This window comes from Eubacterium sp. CAG:161 (assembly GCF_000432355.1).
Taxonomy (GTDB): domain Bacteria; phylum Bacillota; class Clostridia; order Lachnospirales; family Lachnospiraceae; genus Eubacterium_G; species Eubacterium_G segne.
The window spans coordinates 81,992-105,498 of the sequence record NZ_HF991872.1 but is presented as its reverse complement, the minus strand read 5'-3'; the positions used below and the strand labels follow the sequence as shown (position 1 = coordinate 105,498).

Annotated in this window: 18 protein-coding genes, 1 pseudogene and 1 other annotated feature; of the genes and pseudogenes, 15 read left to right on the top strand and 4 right to left on the bottom strand. The window is 36.3% G+C overall.

Going from position 1 to position 23,507, the window contains the following annotated elements; genetic code table 11:
- Positions 1 to 44: 44 nt before the first annotated feature.
- From pheS to Q5O30_RS08315, 6 genes are all read left to right on the top strand, one after another.
- The gene (pheS, locus tag Q5O30_RS08340; protein ID WP_021953297.1) at positions 45 to 1,064 is read left to right on the top strand and encodes a phenylalanine--tRNA ligase subunit alpha; all 1,020 of its coding nucleotides are present in this window, start codon (positions 45 to 47) and stop codon (positions 1,062 to 1,064) included.
- Positions 1,065 to 1,083: 19 nt separating this feature from the next.
- On the top strand, positions 1,084 to 3,501 hold the full coding sequence (gene pheT / locus Q5O30_RS08335) for a phenylalanine--tRNA ligase subunit beta (RefSeq protein WP_021953296.1): 2,418 nt from the start codon (positions 1,084 to 1,086) through the stop codon (positions 3,499 to 3,501).
- Between the two features lie 216 nt (positions 3,502 to 3,717).
- Positions 3,718 to 4,176: a D-aminoacyl-tRNA deacylase gene (gene dtd, locus Q5O30_RS08330; RefSeq protein WP_021953295.1), complete on the top strand. Its 459-nt coding sequence runs from the start codon at positions 3,718 to 3,720 to the stop codon at positions 4,174 to 4,176.
- Between the two features lie 33 nt (positions 4,177 to 4,209).
- Complete coding sequence (queA, locus tag Q5O30_RS08325; protein ID WP_302674671.1) at positions 4,210 to 5,235, top strand: tRNA preQ1(34) S-adenosylmethionine ribosyltransferase-isomerase QueA; 1,026 nt, start codon at positions 4,210 to 4,212, stop codon at positions 5,233 to 5,235.
- Between the two features lie 20 nt (positions 5,236 to 5,255).
- On the top strand, positions 5,256 to 6,539 hold the full coding sequence (aroA, locus tag Q5O30_RS08320) for a 3-phosphoshikimate 1-carboxyvinyltransferase (RefSeq protein WP_021953293.1): 1,284 nt from the start codon (positions 5,256 to 5,258) through the stop codon (positions 6,537 to 6,539).
- Between the two features lie 24 nt (positions 6,540 to 6,563).
- Positions 6,564 to 7,205 carry an HAD family phosphatase gene (locus tag Q5O30_RS08315; RefSeq protein ID WP_021953292.1) on the top strand — a complete coding sequence of 214 codons (642 nt, stop codon included), beginning with the start codon at positions 6,564 to 6,566 and terminating at the stop codon, positions 7,203 to 7,205.
- Between the two features lies 1 nt (position 7,206).
- On the opposite strand, the gene Q5O30_RS08310 is transcribed toward Q5O30_RS08315, so the two are convergent.
- Positions 7,207 to 8,316 (bottom strand): prephenate dehydrogenase, encoded by a 1,110-nt coding sequence (locus Q5O30_RS08310; RefSeq protein WP_021953291.1) that lies wholly within the window; start codon positions 8,314 to 8,316, stop codon positions 7,207 to 7,209.
- A 291-nt stretch (positions 8,317 to 8,607) separates the two neighbouring features.
- On the opposite strand from Q5O30_RS08310, the gene Q5O30_RS08305 reads away from it, so the two are divergent.
- The 8 genes and pseudogenes from Q5O30_RS08305 (at position 8,608) to leuS (ending at position 21,152) form a co-directional block, all read left to right on the top strand.
- Complete coding sequence (locus tag Q5O30_RS08305; protein WP_021953290.1) at positions 8,608 to 11,766, top strand: family 43 glycosylhydrolase; 3,159 nt, start codon at positions 8,608 to 8,610, stop codon at positions 11,764 to 11,766.
- 116 nt (positions 11,767 to 11,882) lie between these two features.
- Entirely contained in the window at positions 11,883 to 13,955 is a 2,073-nt protein-coding gene (locus Q5O30_RS08300) for a translation factor GTPase family protein (RefSeq protein WP_021953289.1), read from the top strand.
- A gap of 63 nt (positions 13,956 to 14,018) precedes the next feature.
- Positions 14,019 to 14,267 (top strand) — a binding site (T-box leader).
- A 264-nt stretch (positions 14,268 to 14,531) separates the two neighbouring features.
- Positions 14,532 to 14,786, top strand: a pseudogene (locus Q5O30_RS08295) (chorismate-binding protein); the annotation flags it as partial.
- 43 nt (positions 14,787 to 14,829) lie between these two features.
- Complete coding sequence (locus tag Q5O30_RS08290; RefSeq protein ID WP_021953286.1) at positions 14,830 to 15,195, top strand: indole-3-glycerol-phosphate synthase; 366 nt, start codon at positions 14,830 to 14,832, stop codon at positions 15,193 to 15,195.
- Positions 15,196 to 15,213: 18 nt separating this feature from the next.
- On the top strand, positions 15,214 to 16,398 hold the full coding sequence (gene trpB, locus Q5O30_RS08285) for a tryptophan synthase subunit beta (RefSeq protein ID WP_021953285.1): 1,185 nt from the start codon (positions 15,214 to 15,216) through the stop codon (positions 16,396 to 16,398).
- Entirely contained in the window at positions 16,391 to 17,161 is a 771-nt protein-coding gene (gene trpA / locus Q5O30_RS08280; RefSeq protein ID WP_021953284.1) for a tryptophan synthase subunit alpha, read from the top strand. Before trpB ends, trpA begins: the two co-directional genes overlap by 8 nt.
- Positions 17,162 to 17,288: 127 nt before the next feature.
- Positions 17,289 to 18,644, top strand: coding sequence for a L,D-transpeptidase (locus tag Q5O30_RS08275; RefSeq protein WP_021953283.1), 1,356 nt, complete (start codon positions 17,289 to 17,291; stop codon positions 18,642 to 18,644).
- Between the two features lie 93 nt (positions 18,645 to 18,737).
- A complete protein-coding gene (gene leuS / locus Q5O30_RS08270) occupies positions 18,738 to 21,152 on the top strand; it encodes a leucine--tRNA ligase (RefSeq protein WP_021953282.1) in 2,415 nt (804 codons plus the stop codon).
- A gap of 184 nt (positions 21,153 to 21,336) precedes the next feature.
- Here leuS and Q5O30_RS08265 read toward each other — a convergent pair whose 3' ends face one another.
- The 3 genes from Q5O30_RS08265 to Q5O30_RS08255 all read right to left on the bottom strand — a co-directional run bounded on the left by Q5O30_RS08265 (position 21,337) and on the right by Q5O30_RS08255 (position 22,450).
- Positions 21,337 to 21,642, bottom strand: coding sequence for a hypothetical protein (locus Q5O30_RS08265; RefSeq protein ID WP_021953281.1), 306 nt, complete (start codon positions 21,640 to 21,642; stop codon positions 21,337 to 21,339).
- An 11-nt stretch (positions 21,643 to 21,653) separates the two neighbouring features.
- Complete coding sequence (locus Q5O30_RS08260) at positions 21,654 to 22,028, bottom strand: hypothetical protein (protein WP_021953280.1); 375 nt, start codon at positions 22,026 to 22,028, stop codon at positions 21,654 to 21,656.
- A 179-nt stretch (positions 22,029 to 22,207) separates the two neighbouring features.
- Positions 22,208 to 22,450 carry a hypothetical protein gene (locus Q5O30_RS08255; protein WP_021953279.1) on the bottom strand — a complete coding sequence of 81 codons (243 nt, stop codon included), beginning with the start codon at positions 22,448 to 22,450 and terminating at the stop codon, positions 22,208 to 22,210.
- Between the two features lie 142 nt (positions 22,451 to 22,592).
- On the opposite strand from Q5O30_RS08255, the gene Q5O30_RS08250 reads away from it, so the two are divergent.
- The gene (locus Q5O30_RS08250) at positions 22,593 to 23,495 is read left to right on the top strand and encodes a S8 family peptidase (protein WP_021953278.1); all 903 of its coding nucleotides are present in this window, start codon (positions 22,593 to 22,595) and stop codon (positions 23,493 to 23,495) included.
- The last annotated feature ends 12 nt before the right edge of the window (positions 23,496 to 23,507 follow it).

Sequence of the window (23,507 nt, the reverse complement as noted above, 5' to 3'; positions counted from 1 at the left end):
TAAAGAAAATTATTTATTAAAATAAAGATGAAAGGACAGGTAACATGAAGGAGAGATTAGAAGCAATTAAACAGGAAACAATTGCAAAAATCAAAAATGCCGAAGATTTAAATATTCTTAATGACATAAGAGTAGAAATCCTTGGAAAGAAGGGACAACTGACAGAAGTTCTTAAGGGAATGAAGGATGTTGCTCCGGAAGACAGACCAAAGGTAGGTCAGATGGTTAATGATACAAGAAAAGCCATTGAGGAAAAAATGGAGGAAGTTAAAGCCCAGTTACAGGAGAAGGCAAGAGAAGCAAAACTTAAGGCAGAGGTTATTGATGTTACACTTCCTGCTAAAAAGAACAAAATAGGACATAAGCATCCTAACACATTGGCATTAGAGGAATTGCAGCGTATATTTGTGGGAATGGGATACGAAGTGGTAGAAGGTCCTGAAGTGGAATACGACTATTACAACTTTGAGGCACTTAATATACCGGCAAATCATCCGGCTAAAGATGAACAGGATACATTTTATATTAATAAAAATATCGTTCTTAGAACACAGACTTCATCAGTTCAGGCAAGAGTAATGGAGAAAACACAGCCACCTATCAGAATTATTTCACCAGGCAGGGTTTTCCGTTCAGATCAGGTAGATGCAACACATTCACCATCATTCCATCAGGTTGAAGGTCTTGCAATTGACAAAAACATTAACTTTGCAGATTTAAAGGGAACGTTACAGGAATTTGCCAAGGAGTTGTTTGGACCTGATACAAAGACTAAATTCAGACCTCATCACTTCCCGTTTACGGAGCCAAGTGCAGAAATGGATGTTTCATGCTTTAAATGTGGAGGAAAGGGATGCAGATTCTGTAAAGGCGAAGGCTGGATTGAAATTTTAGGATGTGGTATGGTACATCCTCACGTACTTGAAATGTGTGGAATTGATCCTGAAAAATATCAGGGATTTGCATTTGGAGTAGGATTAGAGAGAATAGCATTGTTAAAATATGAAATAGATGATATGAGACTGTTATACGAAAACGATGACCGTTTCTTAAATCAGTTCTAAAGGAAAGGAGTTTACAATAATGAATACACCATTATCTTGGATAAAAGCATATGTTCCTGAACTTGAATGCAGCGATCAGGAGTATATGGATGCAATGACTTTATCAGGAACAAAATGTGAAGGCTACGAGAGATTAGATGCTGATCTTGACAAAATCGTTGTAGGACAGATTGAAAAAATAGAAAGACATCCGGATGCAGATAAGTTAGTTATTTGTCAGGTAAATATAGGAACAGAAACTATTCAGATAGTTACAGGAGCACCAAATGTTGAAGAAGGTCAGAAGGTTCCTGTAGTTTTAGATGGAGGAAGAGTTGCCGGAGGACATGACGGCTCAAGAACACTGGGAGGAATTAAGATTAAGAAGGGCAAGCTTAGAGGAATAGAATCCTGTGGTATGATGTGCTCTATTGAAGAGTTAGGCTCATCAAGGGATTATTATCCAAAGGCACCTGAAAACGGTATATATGTATTTGATGATGATGTGGAAGTAGGGGCTGATGCTGTAGAAGTGTTAGGTCTTCACGATACAGTATTTGAATACGAAATCACGTCTAACAGAGTTGACTGTTACAGTGTAATGGGTATTGCAAGGGAAGCAGCAGCTACATTTAAAAAGCCTTTTGTGGCACCAAAAACAGCTCCTGTGGGAAAAGACGGAGATGTAAATGATTACATTTCAGTTGAAATTAAAGATAGGGATTTATGTAAAAGATATTGTGCAAAGGTAGTAAAAAATGTAAAAATAGCTCCGTCACCGGAATGGATGCAGAGACGTCTTGCAAAAATGGGTATCAGACCTATTAACAATCTTGTAGATATTACAAATTATGTAATGGAAGAGTTTGGACAGCCAATGCATGCTTATGACTTATCAACAATAGCAGGAAATAAAATTGTTGTAAGACGTGCAAATGATGGAGAAACATTTGAAACATTAGATGGTCAGGAAAGAAAATTAGACAGCGAAATGCTTATGATTTGCGATGGTGAAAAGCCTGTAGGCTTAGCAGGAATCATGGGTGGAGAAAATTCAAAAATAAATGATGATGTTAAGGATATGCTTTTTGAGGCAGCATGTTTTGATGGCACCAACATCCGTCTTTCATCAAAGAGAGTAGGACTTAGAACTGATGCATCAGGAAAGTTTGAAAAGGGACTTGACCCTAATAATGCAGAGGATGCAATTAACAGAGCATGTGAGCTTATTGAAGAGTTAGGTGCCGGTGAGGTTGTTGCAGGTATGGTAGATGTATATCCTGAAAAGAAGGAGGAACATACTATTAAATTTGATCCTGATTATGTAAATAAACTTATTGGATTTAACCTTACAGAGGAGCAGATGGTAAGTTATTTCCCTGCTCTTGAGCTGAAATATGATGCTGCAACTAAGACAATTACGGTACCTACATTCAGACAGGATTTAATTGGTATGTGCGATATTGCTGAAGAAGTGGCAAGATTTTACGGATATGCCAACATTCCTACAGCACTTCCAAGTGGAGAGGCAACAGCAGGAAAATTATCCTATAAATTAAGAATAGATGAAATTGCAAGAAGAGTAGCTCTTTACTGTGGATTTTCACAGGGAATGTCATATTCATTTGAAAGCCCGAAGGTTTATGACAAATTGCTACTTCCTATGGATTCTGATATGAGAAAATCCATTGTTATCTCAAATCCTTTAGGAGAAGATTTCAGTGTTATGAGAACATCATCTCTTGGAGGTATGCTTACATCATTAGCTACAAACTACAACAGAAGAAACAAAGACGTAAGACTTTTTGAAATGGGAAATATTTATCTTCCAAAAGCTTTACCACTTACAGAGCTTCCTGATGAAAGAATGCAGTTTACACTAGGATTTTATGGTGATGGTGATTTCTTTACAATGAAAGGTGTTGTGGAAGAATTTTTAGAGCAGGTAGGAATGAAGGACAGAGTACACTATGATGCTGATGCAGGTAAATCATTCCTTCATCCGGGACGTCAGGCTAACATAGTTTATGACGGAAATGTTATTGGATATTTAGGAGAAGTTCATCCTACAGTATGTGAAAATTATGACATGAAAACAAGAGCATATATTGCAGTTATTGACATGCCATATGTATATGAAATGTCTTCATTTGATAAGAAATATGAGGGCATTGCCAAATTCCCTGCTGTCACAAGAGATATTTCAATGGTAGTTCCAAAGAATATTTTAGTTGGACAGATAGAGGAAGTTATTGAAAAGAGCGGCGGAAAGAATCTTGAAAGCTACAGTCTCTTTGACATATATGAAGGAGACCAGATTGAAGAAGGATTCAAGTCAGTTGCTTATTCAATAGTATTTAGGGCAAAGGACAGAACATTAGAGGAAAATGATGTTTCAAGTGCAATGAAGAAGATTCTTAAAGGACTTGAAGAAATGGGAATCCAGCTTAGAGGATAGAACCTTAAGGGCAAGTTGATTAAGACAGGCATATCATAAGTGGTGAAAACTACAATGGTATGTCTGTTTTTATAAGAATCTAAAAAATAGAAGGGGAAAATGTGAAAAAACGCCATTATATTTAGCTTATGAAACAGATAAACTTCTTTAGTATTTTACAAAGCTTAAAAGATATTGTAAACTAGTAGGCGGACAATAAAACAAGAGGTGATAAAAGTGAAGTTTGTGATACAGCGTGTAACTGATGCTAAGGTTTCCGTAGATGGAAAAGTAGTTGGCAAAATAGGAAAAGGATTTATGGTTCTTATAGGAATTGCCGGTACGGACACTGTGGAAATTGCTGATAAAATGATTAAAAAACTAATTGGAATGAGAATTTTTGAAGATGAAAATGGCAAAACCAATTTAGCTTTAAAGGACGTAGGTGGAGAGCTGCTTCTTATTTCACAGTTTACTTTATATAGTGATTGTAAAAAAGGTAACAGACCTTCATTTGTAAACGCCGGTGCACCGGATATGGCAGATGAAATGTACCAATATATTATATCACAGTGCAAAAAAGAAATAGATGTAGTTGAAAAGGGAATATTTGGAGCGGATATGAAGGTAAGCCTTGTAAATGACGGACCTTTTACCATTGTGTTAGATAGTGATGAAATAATAAAGAACAAATAGAAAAGAGGATATATTATGTGTAGCGAAAATAAAATGAGTTTACATGATTATTATTATGATTTGCCTGAGGAGTTAATTGCTCAGGATCCTTTAGAGGATAGAAGCAGTTCCAGACTTATGGTACTTGATAAGGAAACAGGGAATGTGGAGCATCACGTATTTAAGGAAATAATAGATTATTTAAATCCGGGAGACTGCCTTGTTATAAATGATACAAAGGTTTTGCCTGCAAGATTGTATGGAAACAAAGTAAGAACAGACGCAAAAATCGAAGTTCTTCTTTTAAAGAGGCGTGAAAAGGATGTGTGGGAAACTTTAGTTAAGCCCGGCAAAAAATGTAAGCCGGGAACTGTTATTAACTTTGGCGACGGCATTCTTACAGGAGAAGTTATTGATGTAGTTGAGGAAGGAAACCGACTTATTAAGTTTAATTATGAGGGAATATTTGAGGAAGTATTAGACAGGTTAGGTGAAATGCCTCTTCCACCATATATTACCCACAAACTTAAAGATAAAAGCAGATACCAGACGGTATATGCCAAGTATGAAGGCTCAGCGGCAGCACCAACGGCGGGACTTCATTTTACTAAGGAATTATTAGAAAAAATCAGGGAAAAGGGTGTTAAAATTGCCCACGTTACCCTTCATGTGGGACTGGGAACTTTCAGACCGGTAAAGGTTGACAATATTTTGGAACATCATATGCATTCAGAGTTTTATATGGTGGATGAAGAAGATGCTAATCTCATTAATACATGTAAAGAAAATGGTGGACGCATTATTTCAGTTGGGACTACCAGTACCAGAACATTAGAAACAGTAACAGATGAAAATGGAGTGGTACATGAAGGTAGTGGATGGACACAGATTTTCATTTATCCGGGATATAAGTTTAAGGCAATTGATTGTCTTATTACCAATTTCCATTTGCCTGAATCAACACTTATTATGTTAGTGTCAGCTTTAGCCGGTAGGGAAAAGGTACTTAATGCTTATGAAATTGCAGTTAAGGAAAAATACAGATTTTTCAGCTTTGGCGATGCTATGTTTATAAAATAGGATGAATGGGAGAAAACCGGTTGGATACTTATAAGGTAAAAAGAATTAAGGATAAAAGAAACATTGATGTTGTGGTTCCCGGTTCAAAAAGCATTACAAACCGTGCACTTATGTTGGCAGTTTTATCACAGGAAAAATGCAGACTTAAAGGGGTGCTGTTTAGTGATGATTCCAGGGCGTTTTTAGATTGTCTTGTAAGCTTAGGATTTGACGTTAATATTAATGAATCTGAAAAACAGGTAATTATACAAGGGGAAAATGGAAATATTCCCAATAAAAATGCATGTATAAATGTACGAAGTGCAGGAACTGCCGCAAGATTTATGACTGTTTTGTTAGCAGTGGCAGGTGGAAATTATACTCTTAATTCTTCTGAACAGATGAAGAAACGTCCTATGGAAGAATTAATTAATGTTTTAAGACAGTGTGGTGTAACTATTAATTGTCTTGAAAAAGAAGGTCATTTTCCTTTTGAAATTCATTCTAAGGGAATAAAAAACACAAAGGTTGAAATAGATACTACCAAAAGCAGTCAGTATGCCAGCGGATTAATGATGGCAGGCGTTATAAACGGGTTAACAGTTACTCTTACAGGCTCCAGAACCAAGGGTGCTTACATTAAAATAACTGAAAACTTAATGAGACAGTTTGGAATTAAGTATTTAAGAACCGATGATACATATGTGATAGAAAATGTCGGATTTAGCTGTAGTGATTACTATATTGAACCTGATATGTCAGCAGCATGTTATTTTTACGCCATGGCAGCTATTTTAAAGACAAAAGCAAGAGTTTATCAGATACATTTAGATTCCATGCAGGGAGATGTGAAATTTTTAAAGGTGTTAGAAAACTTAGGATGTATTGTTGCGGAATCTGAAGAAGGTGTAATTATTGACGGAAGTCAGATTAAAGAATATTCAGGCATAGACATTGATATGTCGGATTTTTCTGATCAGGCACTTACAATGGCAGTGGTGGCAGCCTTTGCCTCAACGCCAACTGTCATTAGAAATATCGGTCATATAAGGGGGCAGGAATCTGACAGGGTAGCAGTTATTGCCAATGAACTGAAAAAGATAGGCTGTGATACGGAAATTATTGAGGTAAACGGCAGAACTGATGTAAAAATAGTGCCGGGAAAATTACACGGTGCAGAAATTGAAACCTACGATGACCACAGGGTAGCCATGAGTTTTTCTCTTATTGGTCTTTTAGTAGAGGGAATAGTTATAAAGAATCCTTTATGTTGTAAAAAAACATTTGAAAATTATTTTGAGGTTCTTGATGAAATTACAAAATAACAAAGATTAGGAAGAAAAGAAAATATGGGTAAATATATTTTATTTGATATGGATGGTGTTTTGGTAAATACCGAACCTATGCATTTTGAAATATGGAAAAAGGTATTTAAGGAAAAAGGAATAGATATTGATTACGAACATTATAAAGGCTGTATCGGTTCTACAAGAAGCTTTTTGTATAACCTTATAAAAGAGGGATATGGAGTGGATGTAAGCGTATATACGGATTTGCCGGAAAGATTTTCCCAGGTTAAGGATGAGATGCTTAAGGAAAAAGGTATTCCGAGAATAGAGGGTGCAGTGGAAACAATAAAATATCTTTATGATAAAGGCTATGAAATGGCAGTGGCATCTTCTTCATCTCAGGATTATATTGAAAGCCAGATGAAAACCCTGGAAATAGATAAATGCTTTAAACTTTTGTTTAGTGCGGAAAATGTGGAAAAACCAAAGCCGGCTCCTGATGTTTTCCTGGTAGCAGCAGAAAAACTTGGTGGAAAGCCGGCGGAATGTACTGTTGTAGAGGATTCTGCAAATGGAAGCAGAGCTGCAAAAACAGCAGGAATGACCTGCATTGGATTTAGAAATCCTGATTCAGGAAATCAGGATTTAAGTGTTGCAGATAAAATTATTTACAAAATCACGGAGCTGAAAGATATTTTCTAGTTTATTTTTTCTTAAAAACCTTGTATCTGTGTCTTTCAAGCTGTTCAATAGCTTTATTTGCAGAGGATTCGTCATAAAATGAGATTTTAAGGACCCCTTCCTGATGTTCTCTGTTGTGAATGATTCCGATATTTTTAATGCTAATGCCATTAGTAGCTAATATGGTAGCTATGGTTGCAATAGCACCGGACTCATCAATAATATCACAGAAAACGCTATAGCTTCTCTGGATAATACTATTGTTATGCTCATCTAAATTATCACGATAATCACGGCTTTCGGCTATCATATTATTGATAGCCCTGCCGTCTTTTTTATCTAATTCATTTTGAACTTTCTTTAAGTCCTCAATATATAGTCCTAACATTTCGCTAATGTTAATATTGTTTGTCATACATATTTGCTCCCACATTTCAGGAGAAGAGGAGGCAATACGTGTAATATCCTTAAATCCTCCTGCTGCAAAGGTTTTCATATATTCAAGAGGGCTGTCATTATGCTTTACTAAATTAACCAGACTTGAAGCAATAAGATGCGGCAAATGACTTACCGCAGCAACTACACGGTCATGTTCCTTATAGGATATTTCAATAGGAATGGCTCCTATGTCAGAAACTATTTTGGAGTATTCCTTAACATATTTATTATCAACGCTATCTGTAGGCGTAACAGGATAGTAAGCATTTTCCAAAAGGCGGTCATTGGAAAACTCATAGCCTGTCTTTTCAGAGCCGGCCATAGGATGTCCTCCAATAAAATTCTTCTCCATGTTCAGTTTTTTAATGGCGGCATGAATGTTACTTTTTACGCTTCCCACATCGGTAATAATACAATCATCCTTAATAATATTCTTTAATAATGAAAGGTATTCCACATTTTTTTCCACCGGTGTACACAAAAATATGTAATCACATTCCCTAAAGGTATCATCAACACAATCTACGGCAATATTTGCAGTACCGTCATTCATTGCCATTACCCTTGGCTTTGCACCGCGATTGTAGACTATAATTTTACAGCCGGGATATACACGGCGAAGGGCTTTAGCCACTGAACCTCCAATTAATCCTATTCCAATAAATCCATATGTTAAACTATCTGTATTTCTCATAAAAACTCCATTCTGTTGTTAGTTAATTTATACTTTTGATACTTACATTGTAAATTATAAACGAAAAAATAAAATAATCAATTATCCTGTTAGTAGAATATAATTACTTCAGCACTTTAAAGTTTAACACTTTAAAGCGAACAAATCAAGTGAAAAGTGAATCTGAAAAATATTCTTATGTGATGAATATAAAATATAATACCTTATAAAAAAATTACACTACTTGTAGGGAGAAAATAATTTAGATATAAATAATCTATAAAAGTATATTTATAAGTGGAGGGATTTATTTTGAAGAAATATTTATGCTTGATTTTTGTTGTTACATTACTGTTAATATCAGGTAGTGCAACATATGCTAACACACCTGAGGAGTTATACTATGGCTCAGGAGCTATACGTTCTATGTCAATGAAAGATGACGGAACGGTAATTGGCGGAAGGAGCAGTGGTCATACAATAGAAGTATGGACAAGCTCAAACAGAGGGGAAAGCTGGACTAAAATAGGTACAGTGGCAAGCAATGACAACATTAATTATGGTGATGTTATGTTTATGGCTGTTTCAGGGACAGATAAGGTGTATTGTGCATTTCGTGAAAAAAATGCAGAGGGTAAATATTCAGTTGTTGTATGTAGAAGTGATAATGGTGGGTATAACTGGGTATATGACAGCACCGTAATTTCAGGATGTAGTCAGTTTGTAGGTGCTCCGTGGCTGTTTGTGACACAAAATGGAGATATGCAGTGTTATTATGATTCGGAACCTCTGGCTGCTGAAAATGGTGTATCCGGTGCACAGTGGATTGCAATGCAGGGAAGAGATGGTCTTACGGGAGCATGGAATAAGTACGGCGTAGTTGCTGCTTCAAGAGATGCTAATTCATCTAAATTTGTAAGAGACGGAATGGCATCTGTAGTTGATTTAGGAAATAATAGAATCATGGTTGTGACGGAAGGTATTGAAGATAATAAATCGGGGGGCGTGTATTCTAACGTGGTAAGGGCAATACAGTCTAATGATGGAGGATATACGTGGAACTATTCAGGAAGAAAAATAGTTTATCAGTCAACCATAGATTCGGAATCCGGTAGAAGATATAATGCATATTGTCCTATGGCTGTCAGAGTTGGTAACGGACCTGTAGGCGTGGTATTTTGCACTGATGAGGATTTCAAAGGCACACCGGATTCATCTTCAGAGAATGTGTCAAAGAGAAGAACTCATATTAAATACATAAGAACAATGGATAATTTTGAAACCTGGGGGCTTTTAACCGACATATGGACAGGAGGTTCTAAAGCATATGCTCCGGGAATTGTGGAAACCTCACGAAATAACATTTTAATTTCCATAGATCATTTTTCGGGAAATCAACGTTTTTATCATATGGATACTTTAGGAAAAAATAATAATTATGAGGTAATACCGGGAACAGGAAATTTATTATACAGCACAAATTTTGGAGATTCATATGGTCTTGATTTTTATCCGGGATTAGTTTCAAATACCCCTGTATATAATGAAAATGTTATGTCCATTAATGGAGGAAATTCCAACAAGGTAGTTGTGTCAGGAAAGGAATTTACTGATTTTGTTGTAGAGGCGGATATAAGCGTAAAGGAAGATGGCAGTAAAGACAGCAATCAGGGGGGGATAATTTTTAGGGTAAACAATCCTTACAGTAGTGTTTCAGATGGTTATGACGGATATTATTTTGGAATAGATGCACTGAAAAAAGAAGTGATTCTGGGAAAAGTCCATCAAAATAAATGGACTGAAATTGCAAAGAAGAAAATGACAATTGAATACAATAAATATTATCGTGTATCTGTAGCAGTGGCAGGGAATGAAATAAAAGGATATGTTAATTATAATGGTGAAAATTATGCCAAAATAGTGGCAGTTGATAATGATTTTTCAAGCGGTACAGTAGGATTTAGACATTGGCTTTCAGGAGCTTCATTTAAAAATTTAAGTGTATTTGAATATAATCCAAAAACACCGGAAAAAACATATACCAATTCAGTTTTAAATTCCTGTGCAGACCCGGATGTGTTGTATTACAAGGGTATGTATTATTTATATGCAACTAATACGGAAAATGCTAATTTAGGATTTAAAGTGTATTCATCTACTGACTTAGTTAATTGGACAGACAGAGGATGGGCATTATCTAAAAATGATGTATATGGTGACAGTGGATTTTGGGCACCGGATTTAATAGAAAAAGACGGTAAGTTTTATATGTATTACGTTGCAAATGAACATTTAAGTGTTGCAACAAGTGACTCACCTCTTGGACCATTTACCCAGACGAAGGAGGAACAGAAGCCTATGCATGAGGGTAAAGAAATAGACGCTCATGTGTTTAAGGATGACGATGGACAATACTATATATATTTTGTAAGGTTTTATGGAAAAAGCGGAGTAAGTGACGGTAATTACATTTATGGTGCAAAGCTTAATTCAGATATGAGAACCATGGATGATTCTACAATTACATGTCTTATTTCGCCGGAAGAAGCATGGGAAACAAATAAGGCAAAGGTAGCGGAAGGGCCGTTTATGCTAAAAAAGGACGGAGTGTATTACCTTACATATTCAGGTTCCCACTTTGAAAGTGATTATTATGGAAGTGGATATGCAACTGCCACAAGCCCGCTTGGAAATTATACAAAATATGAAAATAATCCTATTATGCAGTCTAATACATTAGTACATGGTGCAGGACATCATGGAATAGTGTCTTCACCTGATGGAAGTGAGATGTTTATTGTATATCATTGCCACAGTAGTCTTACTAAAACAGAACCAAGAAGACTTTGTATAGACAGGATTCATTTTACAAAGGATGATGCTGGGAAAACGGTTTTGGAGGTATATGGACCAACCATTACCCCACAGGGAATTCCAAAATCAGGCAATACCATTAGTAAGGGAATAGAAATAAACGGATATCAGATTAGTGCAACATTAGGTGGAATGAGAACTGTGTACTCAGTAGATTCCGTAATAAATCAAAAGGAAGTTATAGGATATGGTATGCTTTATTCATTAGCTGACTATGCAGATGAAGAGGATATGCATGTTGGAAGCAGCAGTAAATATGTTAAAAGCGTGGAGGGAACAAAAAACGGACAGCTGTCAATAAATGCTTCCGACTCGGATATAGCCTCAAGTTATGCAATGACAGTGTGTTTTACATCAAAACAGGCAGCTGAGTATACAGACAAATGGACAGTGAAGGCATATGCAAAGTTAATTGACGGGACATATGTATATAGTGATGCAAAAACATTTTGTGCTTATGATGTGGCAGATATATTGTATAAAAACAGTATGATGAATAATATATCAGCTCACAATTATTTGTACGAAAATATACTGACTTTAGTTAATAAAGAGTACACTAAGGTCGAGTATTCTAAAAGTTCTGTTGTAAGATAATTGTTAAAATATTAACCTTTCTTGTATTGTCATATTTTATAGAGTAAAATATATAAATATAGTTAGGGTGTTTGTACACCATCGGATATAAAATTGAATACAAGGAGGTACGGGATATGAATGTTTATAAGACATCGGATATCAGAAACGTTGTATTTCTTGGCCATGGTGGGGCGGGAAAGACAACTCTTGCAGAAGCCGTGGCATATGCTACAGGAGTTATTACCCGAAAAGGACGTGTAGAAGACGGTAATACCATTAGCGACTATGATAAAGAGGAAATAAACAGGAAGTTCTCAATTAGTGCGTCGGTTATACCTGTGGAGTGGAACGGACTTAAGATTAACATTCTTGATGCACCGGGATACTTTGATTTTGTAGGGCAGTTAGAGGATGCCATGAGCGTGGCAGATGCGGCGGTTATTGTGGTAAACGGTAAGGCAGGAGTTGAAGTAGGAACCATTAAGGCATGGGAAATATGTGAGAGAAGACGTATTCCAAGAATATTTTTTGTTACTAACATGGATTCACCAAATGCCAAATACATGGAAACTGTAGAGCAGTTAAAGGAGCATTTCGGAAAGAAAGTAGCACCGTTTCATCTTCCTATTTTAGAAAATGACAAACTTACGGGATATGTTAATGTGGTAAAAATGGGAGGAAGAAAATTCTTAGATGATGCAGGTAATTATACTGAAAGAGATATTCCTGATAGTGTGAAACCAAAGTTAGAGCCTGTCAGGGAGCAGTTAATGGAGGCTGTGGCTGAATCTGATGAAGAGTTAATGGATAAATATTTTGCTGGGGAAGAGTTTACATATGAGGAAATATCAAAGGCTCTTCGTAAAAGTGTAATAAGCTGTGATATTGTTCCGGTTCAGATAGGTTCAGGTGTAAGCTGTCAGGGAGTAAACAGCTTTCTTCAAACCTGTGAAAAATATTTTCCTAGTGCTGATAAGGCAGAGGTGCTTAAAAAGGCAACCAATGTAGATACAGGTGAAGAGGTAGTGGCGGATTTTGACTGCAACAAGCCCGTTTCAGCATATGTTTTTAAGACTATTATGGATCCTTTTGTTGGAAAATACTCCCTGGTAAAAGTTCGTACAGGGATACTGAAAGCCGGAGATACAGTTTATAATGCCACAAAGGATGTGGAAGAGAAACTCGCCAAATTATATGTTATGCGGGGAAAGAATGTAATTGAGGTTGACAGATTGTATTCAGGAGACATTGGCGCAATAGGAAAGCTGGCATCCACCAGAACCGGCGATACTTTATCTACAAGGCAGTGGCCTATAGAATATCATCCGACAACAATGTCAAAGCCTTATACATATATGGCATATCGTGCTGTAAATAAAGGTGATGAAGATAAAATGGCACAGGCTCTTACCAAGCTTTGTATTGAGGATTTAACACTGAAAACCGTATCAGATGAAGAAAACAGACAGTCGTTGATTTATGGAATCGGGGAACAGCAGTTGCAGATTGTGGCATCAAAGCTTGAAGACAGGTATAAGGTAAAGGTGGAACTTACAAAGCCAAGAATAGCTTTCAGGGAAACCATAAGAAAGAAGGCACAGGTACAGGGAAAACATAAAAAACAGTCAGGAGGACACGGACAGTACGGAGATGTTGTTATGGAGTTTGAACCTTCAGGGGATTTGTCAAAACCATATATTTTTGAAGAAAAGATATTTGGTGGAGCTGTACCTAAGAATTTCTTCCCAGCGGTGGAAAAAGGTTTACAGGAATGTGTTAAGGCAGGACCGTTAGCAGGTTATCCTGTAGTGGGAGTTAAGGCAACTTTAACAGATGGTTCCTATCACCCGGTGGATTCTTCAGAAATGGCATTTAAAATGGCAACCATTATTGCATTTAAGAAAGGATTTCTGGAGGCAGGACCTGTTTTGTTAGAGCCGATTGCTTTACTTAGTGTTACGGCACCTGATAAGTATTCAGGAGACATAATGGGAGATTTAAATAAAAGACGGGGACGAATACTTAATATGACTCCAAAGGACGGAAAGCAGTTAATAGAAGCGGAAGTTCCTATGTTAGAGTTATATGGATATTCTACATCCCTTCGTTCAATAACCGGTGGAAGTGGTGAATTTGAATATGTTGTATCCCGTTATGAACAGGCACCTCCTGATGTTCAGGAAAAACAGATACAGGACAATGCTTAAAAATAATCAAGGGGAAAGAGTGAAATTGCACCTTGACAATATGAAATATAAATTTTAGAATAAAGCAAACCGTTGACTAAGAGTAAGTAGTCATGTGAGATGTTTTTCAGAGAGTTGCCGTTTGGTGTGAGGCAATAGACTATCAGTGATGAATGGACTTAGGAGGGCAGCTTGAAACTATTTAGATGGAAGTAGACGCTGACGGAGACTCACCGTTAAAAGAGAGCGCATATGATGGTATGCAGTGAGTGAATGTGTTATACATTAATTTGGGTGGCACCGCAGAAGTATTTTATGGCTTTTGTCCCTTAATATTTAAGGGACAAAGGCCTTTTCTTTTTGTTTATCCTATCAATGAGAAATTCCAAAATCTTTTGTCCCAAAATCATTATTATTTTTTGAGGAGGACATATGAACACACAGAAATTTGAAAAAATTGAACATTTACTTGAGGATTACAGCATGATTCCAATATGTAAGGAAATATATGCAGATGTAATCACACCTATTTCATTACTTAGGAAGATGTAGGTCTTTGGGAAAAACTTCTTTCTTTTAGAAAGTGTGGAGGGTGGAGAAAACATAAGAGAGGGAGATATTTTTCAGGGAGTTATTTCAAGACGTTTTGAAGCGGAATATAAGGGAAGCTTTTTAAATGCTTACAGAGTTTTGAGAACCACTAATCCTTCACCATATATGTATTTTATACAGTCAGAAGATATGCAGATAGCCGGAGCTTCTCCGGAAACCATGGTTAAGTTAGTGGATAGGGAACTTACAACATTTCCTGTGGCAGGAACAAGACCAAGGGGAAAAACACAGGCGGAGGATATAGAAAATTTATGAGGCAAAAATTTATGGAGATGATTGTGTTTTGCTGATATGTTCCATACTAACTGATGCTAAACTTAAGCAATATATTGAAATTTCCGATGAATTAGGATTGTCAGCTTTAGTGGAAGCTCATGATGAGGAAGAAATTAACCGGGCATTAAAAGCAGGTGCAAGGATGATAGGTGTTAATAACAGAGATTTAAAAACTTTCAAGGTTGATATTTCAAACAGTGAAAGACTTCGCAGGCTTGTTCCAGATAATGTATTGTTTATTGCAGAAAGCGGCATTAAAACCAACGAAGATATAAGAAGGCTTAAAGAAGCAAAAGTTAACGGAGTTCTTATTGGTGAGACGCTAATGAGGGCAAAAAATAAAAAAGAAATACTTGATGAATTGGCAAAATAGCAGAAAGGAAGAAAAGAGATGAGCAAAGGAAGATTTGGTATTCATGGCGGGCAGTATGTTCCGGAAACATTAATGACAGCCATAAACGAAGTGGAAGAAGCATATGAATTTTATAAAAATGACAAAGGGTTTAATGAGGAATTAACAGATTTATTAAACAACTATGCAGGAAGACCGTCACTTTTGTATTATGCAGAAAAAATGACAAAGGATTTAGGGGGAGCAAAAATTTATTTAAAGCGTGAAGATTTAAATCATACAGGTTCCCATAAAATAAACAATGTTTTAGGACAGGTATTGCTGGCAAAAAAAATGGGAAAGACCCGTGTAATAGCAGAAACAGGAGCAGGACAGCATGGGGTGGCAACAGCAACGGCAGCATCTCTTATGGATATGGAATGTGAAATATTCATGGGAAAGGAAGATTGTGAGAGACAGGCATTAAATGTTTTCAGAATGGAACTTTTAGGGGCTAAGGTTCATGCAGTTACCAGTGGAACCATGACTCTTAAGGATGCCGTAAATGAGGCAATGAAGGAATGGACTAACAGAATGGATGATACATTGTATGTGTTAGGCTCAGTAATGGGACCTCATCCTTTTCCTACAATTGTAAGAGATTTTCAAAGTGTAATCAGTAAGGAAATTAAGGAACAGTTAATGGAAAAAGAAGGAAGACTTCCTGATGCAGTTATTGCCTGTGTAGGTGGAGGCTCAAATGCCATGGGAGCATTTTATAATTTTATTGAGGATAAATCAGTTGAGTTAATAGGATGCGAGGCAGCAGGACTTGGAGTTGATAATCCTAAAAATGCAGCAACAGTGGCAAATGGAACAGAAGGTATATTTCATGGAATGAAATCACTGTTTTGTCAAAATGAAGACGGACAGATTGCACCGGTATATTCCATATCAGCAGGTCTGGATTATCCGGGAATAGGACCGGAACATGCCAATTTACATGATACGGGAAGAGCAAGATATGTTCCGATTACAGATGTGGAGGCAGTAGAGGCTTTTGAATATTTATCAAGAACAGAGGGAATTATTCCTGCAATTGAAAGTTCCCACGCCATTGCTTATGCAATGAAATACGCAAAAACATTAAGTAAGGACAAAATAGTAGTAATAAACGTGTCAGGACGTGGAGATAAAGACGTGGCTGCCATTGCAAGATATAGAGGAGTAAAGATTTATGAGTAAGGTAAGTGGAGCATTTAAAAATGGAAAGGCATTTATAGCATTTATAACAGGGGGAGACCCGGATTTAGAAACAACAAAGAAGCTGATTTTAGAAATGCAGGATAAAGGTGCAGATATAATTGAAGTGGGAATACCTTTTTCAGACCCTATAGCAGAGGGAAGTGTTATTCAGGAGGCAGACCTTAGGGCATTAAAGGGAGGCTGTACAACTGACAAACTTTTTGATGCAATTAAGGAAATCAAAGATGAAGTACATATTCCTTTGGTTTTTATGACATATATTAATGTAATATTCAGATATGGAACAGAAAAGTTTATGAAAAGATGTGTGGAATGTGGAATTTTAGGGGTAATAGTTCCTGACTGTCCTTATGAGGAAAGAGAGGAATTAGCACCTTATTGTGATAAGGAAAACATAGATTTGATTCCACTTATTGCACCTACATCAAAAGAGAGAATTGCCAAAATTGCAAAATCAGCAAGGGGATTTGTATATGTGGTTTCATCTCTTGGAGTAACAGGGGTAAGAAGCAACATTACAACAGATATAGGGGCAATGACTAAAATAGTAAAAGAAAACACTGATGTTCCATGTGCCATAGGTTTGGGTATAGGTACTCCAAAGCAGGCAAAGGAAATGAGTGTATACGCTGAGGGTGTTATCGTAGGTAGTGCCATTGTTAAAATTGTGGCAAAATACGGAAAAGACAGTGTTTCATATGTAGGAGAATATGTGAAAGAAATGAAGGATGCTATAATATAAACTACACTTCTTGAAAAATGACGATAATGTTGTATAATATAAATTTGAGGTCGAAGGTATTTTTCAAAAATAAGCTTTTGATTGTTCAGACCTTTAGCATGAATAACATCACACAGAGGTAGAAATTTTGAGTGTAAAACATAAACTTCAAAACAAAAAACTAAAGAATGCTTTAATAATGATTATTGAAATTTTAATTGTTTCAGGCATAATTTTTGGCGTGCTGATGTACTTTCAGGGAAAGGTAAATAAAGAGGCTGAAAAAGCCGGCGGTCTTAGTGGTAAAGGTATAGAAAATGAGACTAAAAAGGCAGATGTTGAGGGCTTGGATGATTATTATATCCAGATTAATAAAAAGCTTAATGCTTTAATTGTTTACCGTTATTCAAAAGATAGGAAAACAAAGACGGCATATAAGAGCTTTAGATGTTCCGTTGGACGTGATTTGAAAAAAGGAAAGTATAAAACATCAAAGACCTATTCCTGGCTTGATATTAATGGTAGCTGGCATAAAAACAACACTATGTTTGGAGACAGTTCCTGGATACAGTCGGCAGGATACAACAATAAGTATAACTATACTTTAAATAAAAGTTCATACAATGCAATTGGAAAGAAAAAAAGTTACGGAGCCTGTGTACTGTTAAGTGCAGGGGATTCTGACTGGATTTATGAAAATTGCAAAACAGGGACAGAGGTTTCTGTTGTAAACGGACAAAAGGGTGACAAATTACAGGTGCCTTTTGAAGAATTTACAAAGGCACAAAAGTATTGTGGCTGGGACCCTACCGACACAGAAAGTGACAATCCGTACATGAAAATAAAAAGCGGAGAACTTGTAAGTGGCAGCGGTACTGTTTATGTGGAAAGAGGCTACAAACCTAATTATTTAGGTAATATTTTGTTATATGATGAAAATGGTAAAAACAAAACAGGTTTAGTTAAATACAATAAAATAAATACTGACGAAACAGGAGATATAAAGGTTACTTTTAAGTATAAGCTTTCTTCAAAAAAGACTTTAAAGCTTACACAGAAATTTAAGGTTATTGACACGATACCACCTAAGGTTTCATGTTCTAAGGATAGCTTTGTATATGAAGTTGCAAGTAAAGACAAAAAAGACATGAATAGTGAGTCTAACATAACTAACATAACTAATATGGTTAAGGCATGCGCCTCTACCAATGAAAGTGGAAGCAAAATAACCGTATATACAGTTAATAAGGATGAGTTAGATGAAGGAGAGTTTCCGGTAGTAATAAAAGCACAGGATTTGGCTGGAAATGTGGGTTCGTATCAGGTAATGGTGAAGATAGTTTTAAGAGATTCAGGCTCAAATAAGAAATATACACCGCCAAAGGATTTAGAAAAGATAAGAAAGCAGAAAGCCGGTCTTGAAGAAACAACTAAAAAGCCGGAGAAAAAAAAGAAGAAAGAGAAAACAACAAAAGCTGTTTCACAGGATGAAACAGAAGAATAAAGGATATTAAAGTTAAATAAATTTGGCTTTAAAATATAAGTGGATTAATACCACACCATATTATACATGCATTTTTTTAGGAGGAATTAAATTATGGCAACACCTTATAATCATAAGGAAATCGAAAAAAAGTGGCGTCATAATTGGGAAATATCACCAATTAATAAAGATACCACAAAACCAAAATACTATTGTCTTGATATGTTCCCATATCCGTCAGGTTCAGGTCTTCATGTAGGACACTGGAGAGGATATGTTATCAGCGATGTATGGAGCCGTTATAAGATGCTTCACGGATATCATATCATTCACCCTATGGGATGGGATGCTTTTGGACTACCTGCAGAAAATTACGCAATTAAAATGAAGACACATCCTGCAAAATCAACAGCAGATAATATTGCAAACATTAAGAGACAGATTAATGAAATAGCAGCTCTTTATGATTGGGATATGGAAGTCAATACAACAGATCCTAAGTTCTATAAGTGGACACAGTGGATTTTTGTTCAGATGTTTAAGAAAGGACTTGCTTATCAGAAGGAAATGCCTATTAACTGGTGTCCTTCATGTAAAACAGGTCTTGCAAACGAAGAGGTTGTAAACGGATGCTGTGAAAGATGTGGCGCAGAAGTTACAAAGAAAAATCTTAAACAGTGGATGCTTAAGATTACGGCATATGCAGACAGACTTTTAAGCGACCTTGACAAGCTGGACTGGCCTGAGAAGGTTAAAAAAATGCAGACAGACTGGATTGGTAAGTCATATGGAGCAGAGGTTGATTTTAAATTAGAAAATTCAGATAAGAAGATTACAGTTTATACAACAAGACCTGATACACTTCATGGTGCAACATTTATGGTACTTGCACCGGAACATGCCATGGCAAGAGAACTGGCTACACCGGAAACAGAAAAAGATGTGGAAGCATATATCCAGATGGCAGCAAATAAGTCATCAGTAGACAGACTTCAGGGAAAAGAAAAAACAGGTGTATTTACAGGAAGTTATGCAATTAACCCACTTAATGGTGCAAAGGTTCCAATCTGGCTTTCAGATTATGTACTTGCAGATTACGGTACAGGAGCTATTATGTGTGTACCTGCACATGATGACAGAGACTTTGAATTTGCAACTAAATTCAATATCCCTATTATTCAGGTTATTGCAAAAGACGGAAAAGAAATAGAAAATATGACAGAAGCTTATACAGAAGCTGTAGGAACCATGATTAATTCCGGTGAATGGAACGGAATGGAATCATCAGTTCTTAAGAAGGAAGCTCCTCATATTATTGAGGAAAAGGGCTTTGGAAGAGCAACTGTTAATTATAAGTTACGTGACTGGGTATTCTCAAGACAGAGATATTGGGGTGAGCCTATCCCAATCATACATTGTCCTGATTGTGGACCTGTTCCGGTACCGGAAGACCAGTTACCGTTATTACTGCCGGATGTTGAGTCATATGAACCAACAGGTACAGGTGAATCACCGCTTGCAGCAATTGATGAGTGGGTAAATACAACATGTCCATGTTGCGGTAAGCCTGCTAAACGTGAAACAAACACAATGCCACAGTGGGCAGGTTCATCATGGTATTTCTTAAGATATGTTGATAACAAAAACGATAAGGAATTAGTATCTAAGGAAAAAGCAGATAAGTATTTGCCTGTAGATATGTATATCGGTGGTGTAGAGCATGCAGTATTGCACTTACTTTACTCAAGATTCTATACAAAGTTCTTGTATGATATAGGTGTTGTGGATTTTGAGGAACCATTTAAGAAATTATTTAATCAGGGTATGATTACCGGTAAAAACGGTATCAAAATGAGCAAATCCAAGGGAAATGTTGTTTCACCTGATGATTTAGTAAGGGATTACGGTTGTGATTCATTAAGAATTTATGAAATGTTTGTAGGACCACCTGAACTTGATTCCGAATGGGATGAGAGAGGTATTGATGGCGTTTACAGATTTATTACTAAATTCTGGAAGTTAGCCGTAAACAGCATTGAAGCTGATGTAAAGGCTACAAATGAAATGGTTAAATTACGTCACCAGATGATACACACTATCACAAGACGTTTAGAGGACTTTAGCTTAAATACCGTTGTTTCAGGTTTCATGGAATACAATAACAAGTTCAACGAAATCGCTAAGAAGGAAGGCGGAGTTGACAAGGAAACAATCGAAACATTCGTAACACTTTTATCACCTTTTGCGCCACATATTGCAGAAGAGTTATGGGAGATGCTAGGAAAAGAAGGAAGCGTATTTGAAAATAACAAGTGGCCGGAAGCTGACGAGGATTTGATGAAGGATGATGAAATTCAGGTTCCTGTACAGATTAACGGCAAGACAAAGGTTGTTATCAGTGTACCTGCTGACATTTCAAAGGATGACGCCATAGCACAGGGCAAGGAAGCTTTAGGTGACAAATTAACAGGAAACATTATTAAGGAAATTTATGTTCCGGGAAGAATTATAAATATTGTTGCTAAATAATATATAGTGAATATATTACAAAAAAAGCTGTCATGGAGTTAATAAGTTCATTAACCCCAGGGCGGTTTTTTTGTGACTTAGAGAGTAAAATAAGACCTGCGTTTGTGAAAAACAATGCAGGTCTTATTTTTGGTTGCTCGTTAAAAGAGACTATACTTATGCCATATACAATCAAAAATTCTTGTCATTTAGAATTTTTGCCGGTTCGTTTATTTTTCTCTAACATTGCCATAATACGTTTCACAGTATCTATACGTTTAATTTCCTCAGGTGTCATGCCTTCTTTTAAAACATTGAGTATTAAATCTGTTTCGGAATTGGTAAAGTTAATACCCTGTTTTCCGGCAGCATTTGACTGCTGAATAAAATATGTAAGCATTTGCTTAGGCTCCATTCCTTTTGCACCTTCAATTATCTTTGTAAGCATTTCTAATTTCTCATTTGAAATACCCTCTAATACAGGGTCATCCATCCACTTGTTATTAGACATAAAATCCTCCATTAATTATTATTAGTCTGGTTAAAATCACCGCCCATAAAGCTGCCCATAAAATCATTCATGGCATTTTCGTCCATACTCATCATTTCCATTATGCTCATTATATTTTCAAGCATTTCACGGTTGTCATCATCTAAAAAATCCTTAATGTCGTCAAGCATGCTTTCCATACCTTTGTGCTTGTCAGCGTTCATGGCTGCTATGGCAACATTATTATTAATTCTTGCGGCATTTTGTAATTCCTGAAATTTAATAAGCATGCCAATAAGGGTACCGGCATCGTTATTTATGTAAGGTATTACAGCCTTTACTAACTGCATAGTGCGGTTAGTAACTAAGGAATCATATTTTGTCTGCTTTAATTGTTGCTTTTCCATTAGGCTGTAATCCTCCATTTGCTTTGGGCTTGCGGTTATTAAAGTTTATGCTGATTAATTATTTAAAATGCTTAGGCATATTAGCAATGTTAAGAAGTTAGTATCAGACAAATGTTTACCATATAAGGCGTTATTTAATAAGCATTCTAAATCATATTCATAAAAATCAGTATCATTAACTAGCAGCCGCAACCACAACCGTTTCCGCCACCGCCAAAGAATGAACCGTTACCGCATCCACAGCAGCTTAAGATTAAGAATAACCAGATTATTGAACAGCAGTCATTGCCACCAAAAATTCCGTTTCCACATCCGTTATTACCACATCCTCCACAGAAAATAAGAATAAGGATAAGGAATAAACAGTTATTGTTTCCTCCGTCGCAACCGCATCCGCAGTTTGTTGCTGCTAAATCACTCATGTTAAATCTCCCTAAATTTTTGTTTACACTAAATAATATGGCATAGTGCCTGTCTTGTTTACAAATTTATCTAAATTATATAAATAATGTCGGTGGCAATTACAAAAGCATATATTATATTAAATTTAACAATAGAGGAAATATGAACAGAGTAATAAAAAAATTAGGAATAAATAATATTCACAATCGGGGGATAAGAGGAAAGGGAATTACAGTGGCTGTTTTAGACAGTGGAATAAGCAGGCATTTAGATTTTGATAACCGTATTATATATTTTAGGGATTTTGTAAAGGAAAGGCATGGTATATATGATGATGAGGGGCATGGAACTCATGTGTCGGGAATTATTGCAGGTTCCGGTAAAATGTCAAAGGGAAAAATAATGGGAGTTGCACCTGAAAGTGAAATTGTATCATTAAAAGTGTTAGACAACCGTGGAATGGGTAAAGAAGAGAATGTAATTACCGGACTGCACTGGATTATTGATAATGGTAAACGGTATGGAATCAGAGTGGTAAATTTATCCTTTGGAACATTAAGCAATGATGAAAGGGCAGGGAAAAGGCTTACAGATGAAGTTGAATTGTTATGGGATTTAGGTTATGTGGTGGTGGCTGCGGCAGGAAATAATGGCCCGGGGGCTAATTCTATTTCAACACCGGGGGATTGTAAAAAAATAATTACCGTGGGAGCAGATAATGATAATGTTAAGGTGTTTGTAAACGGAAAATATACTTATAATTATTCCGGAAGAGGACCTACTAAGCAGTGTATTATAAAACCTGATATTGTGGCACCGGCGAACAAAATCATAAGCTGTTCTAATTTATGGCAAAAAGGCTATTCTTATGTGGTAAAAAGCGGAACTTCCATGGCAACTCCTATTGTTACGGGAATCGTTGCTTTAATGTTAAATAAGAAGGATAAATTAACCAATGTGGAATGTAAAAAAATACTTAAAGAAAATGCCATAGATATGTCTATGGATAAAAACAGGCAGGGAGCAGGTCTGGTTAATGCAAATGCAATATTGAATATTCTCTAATGATGTAATAGA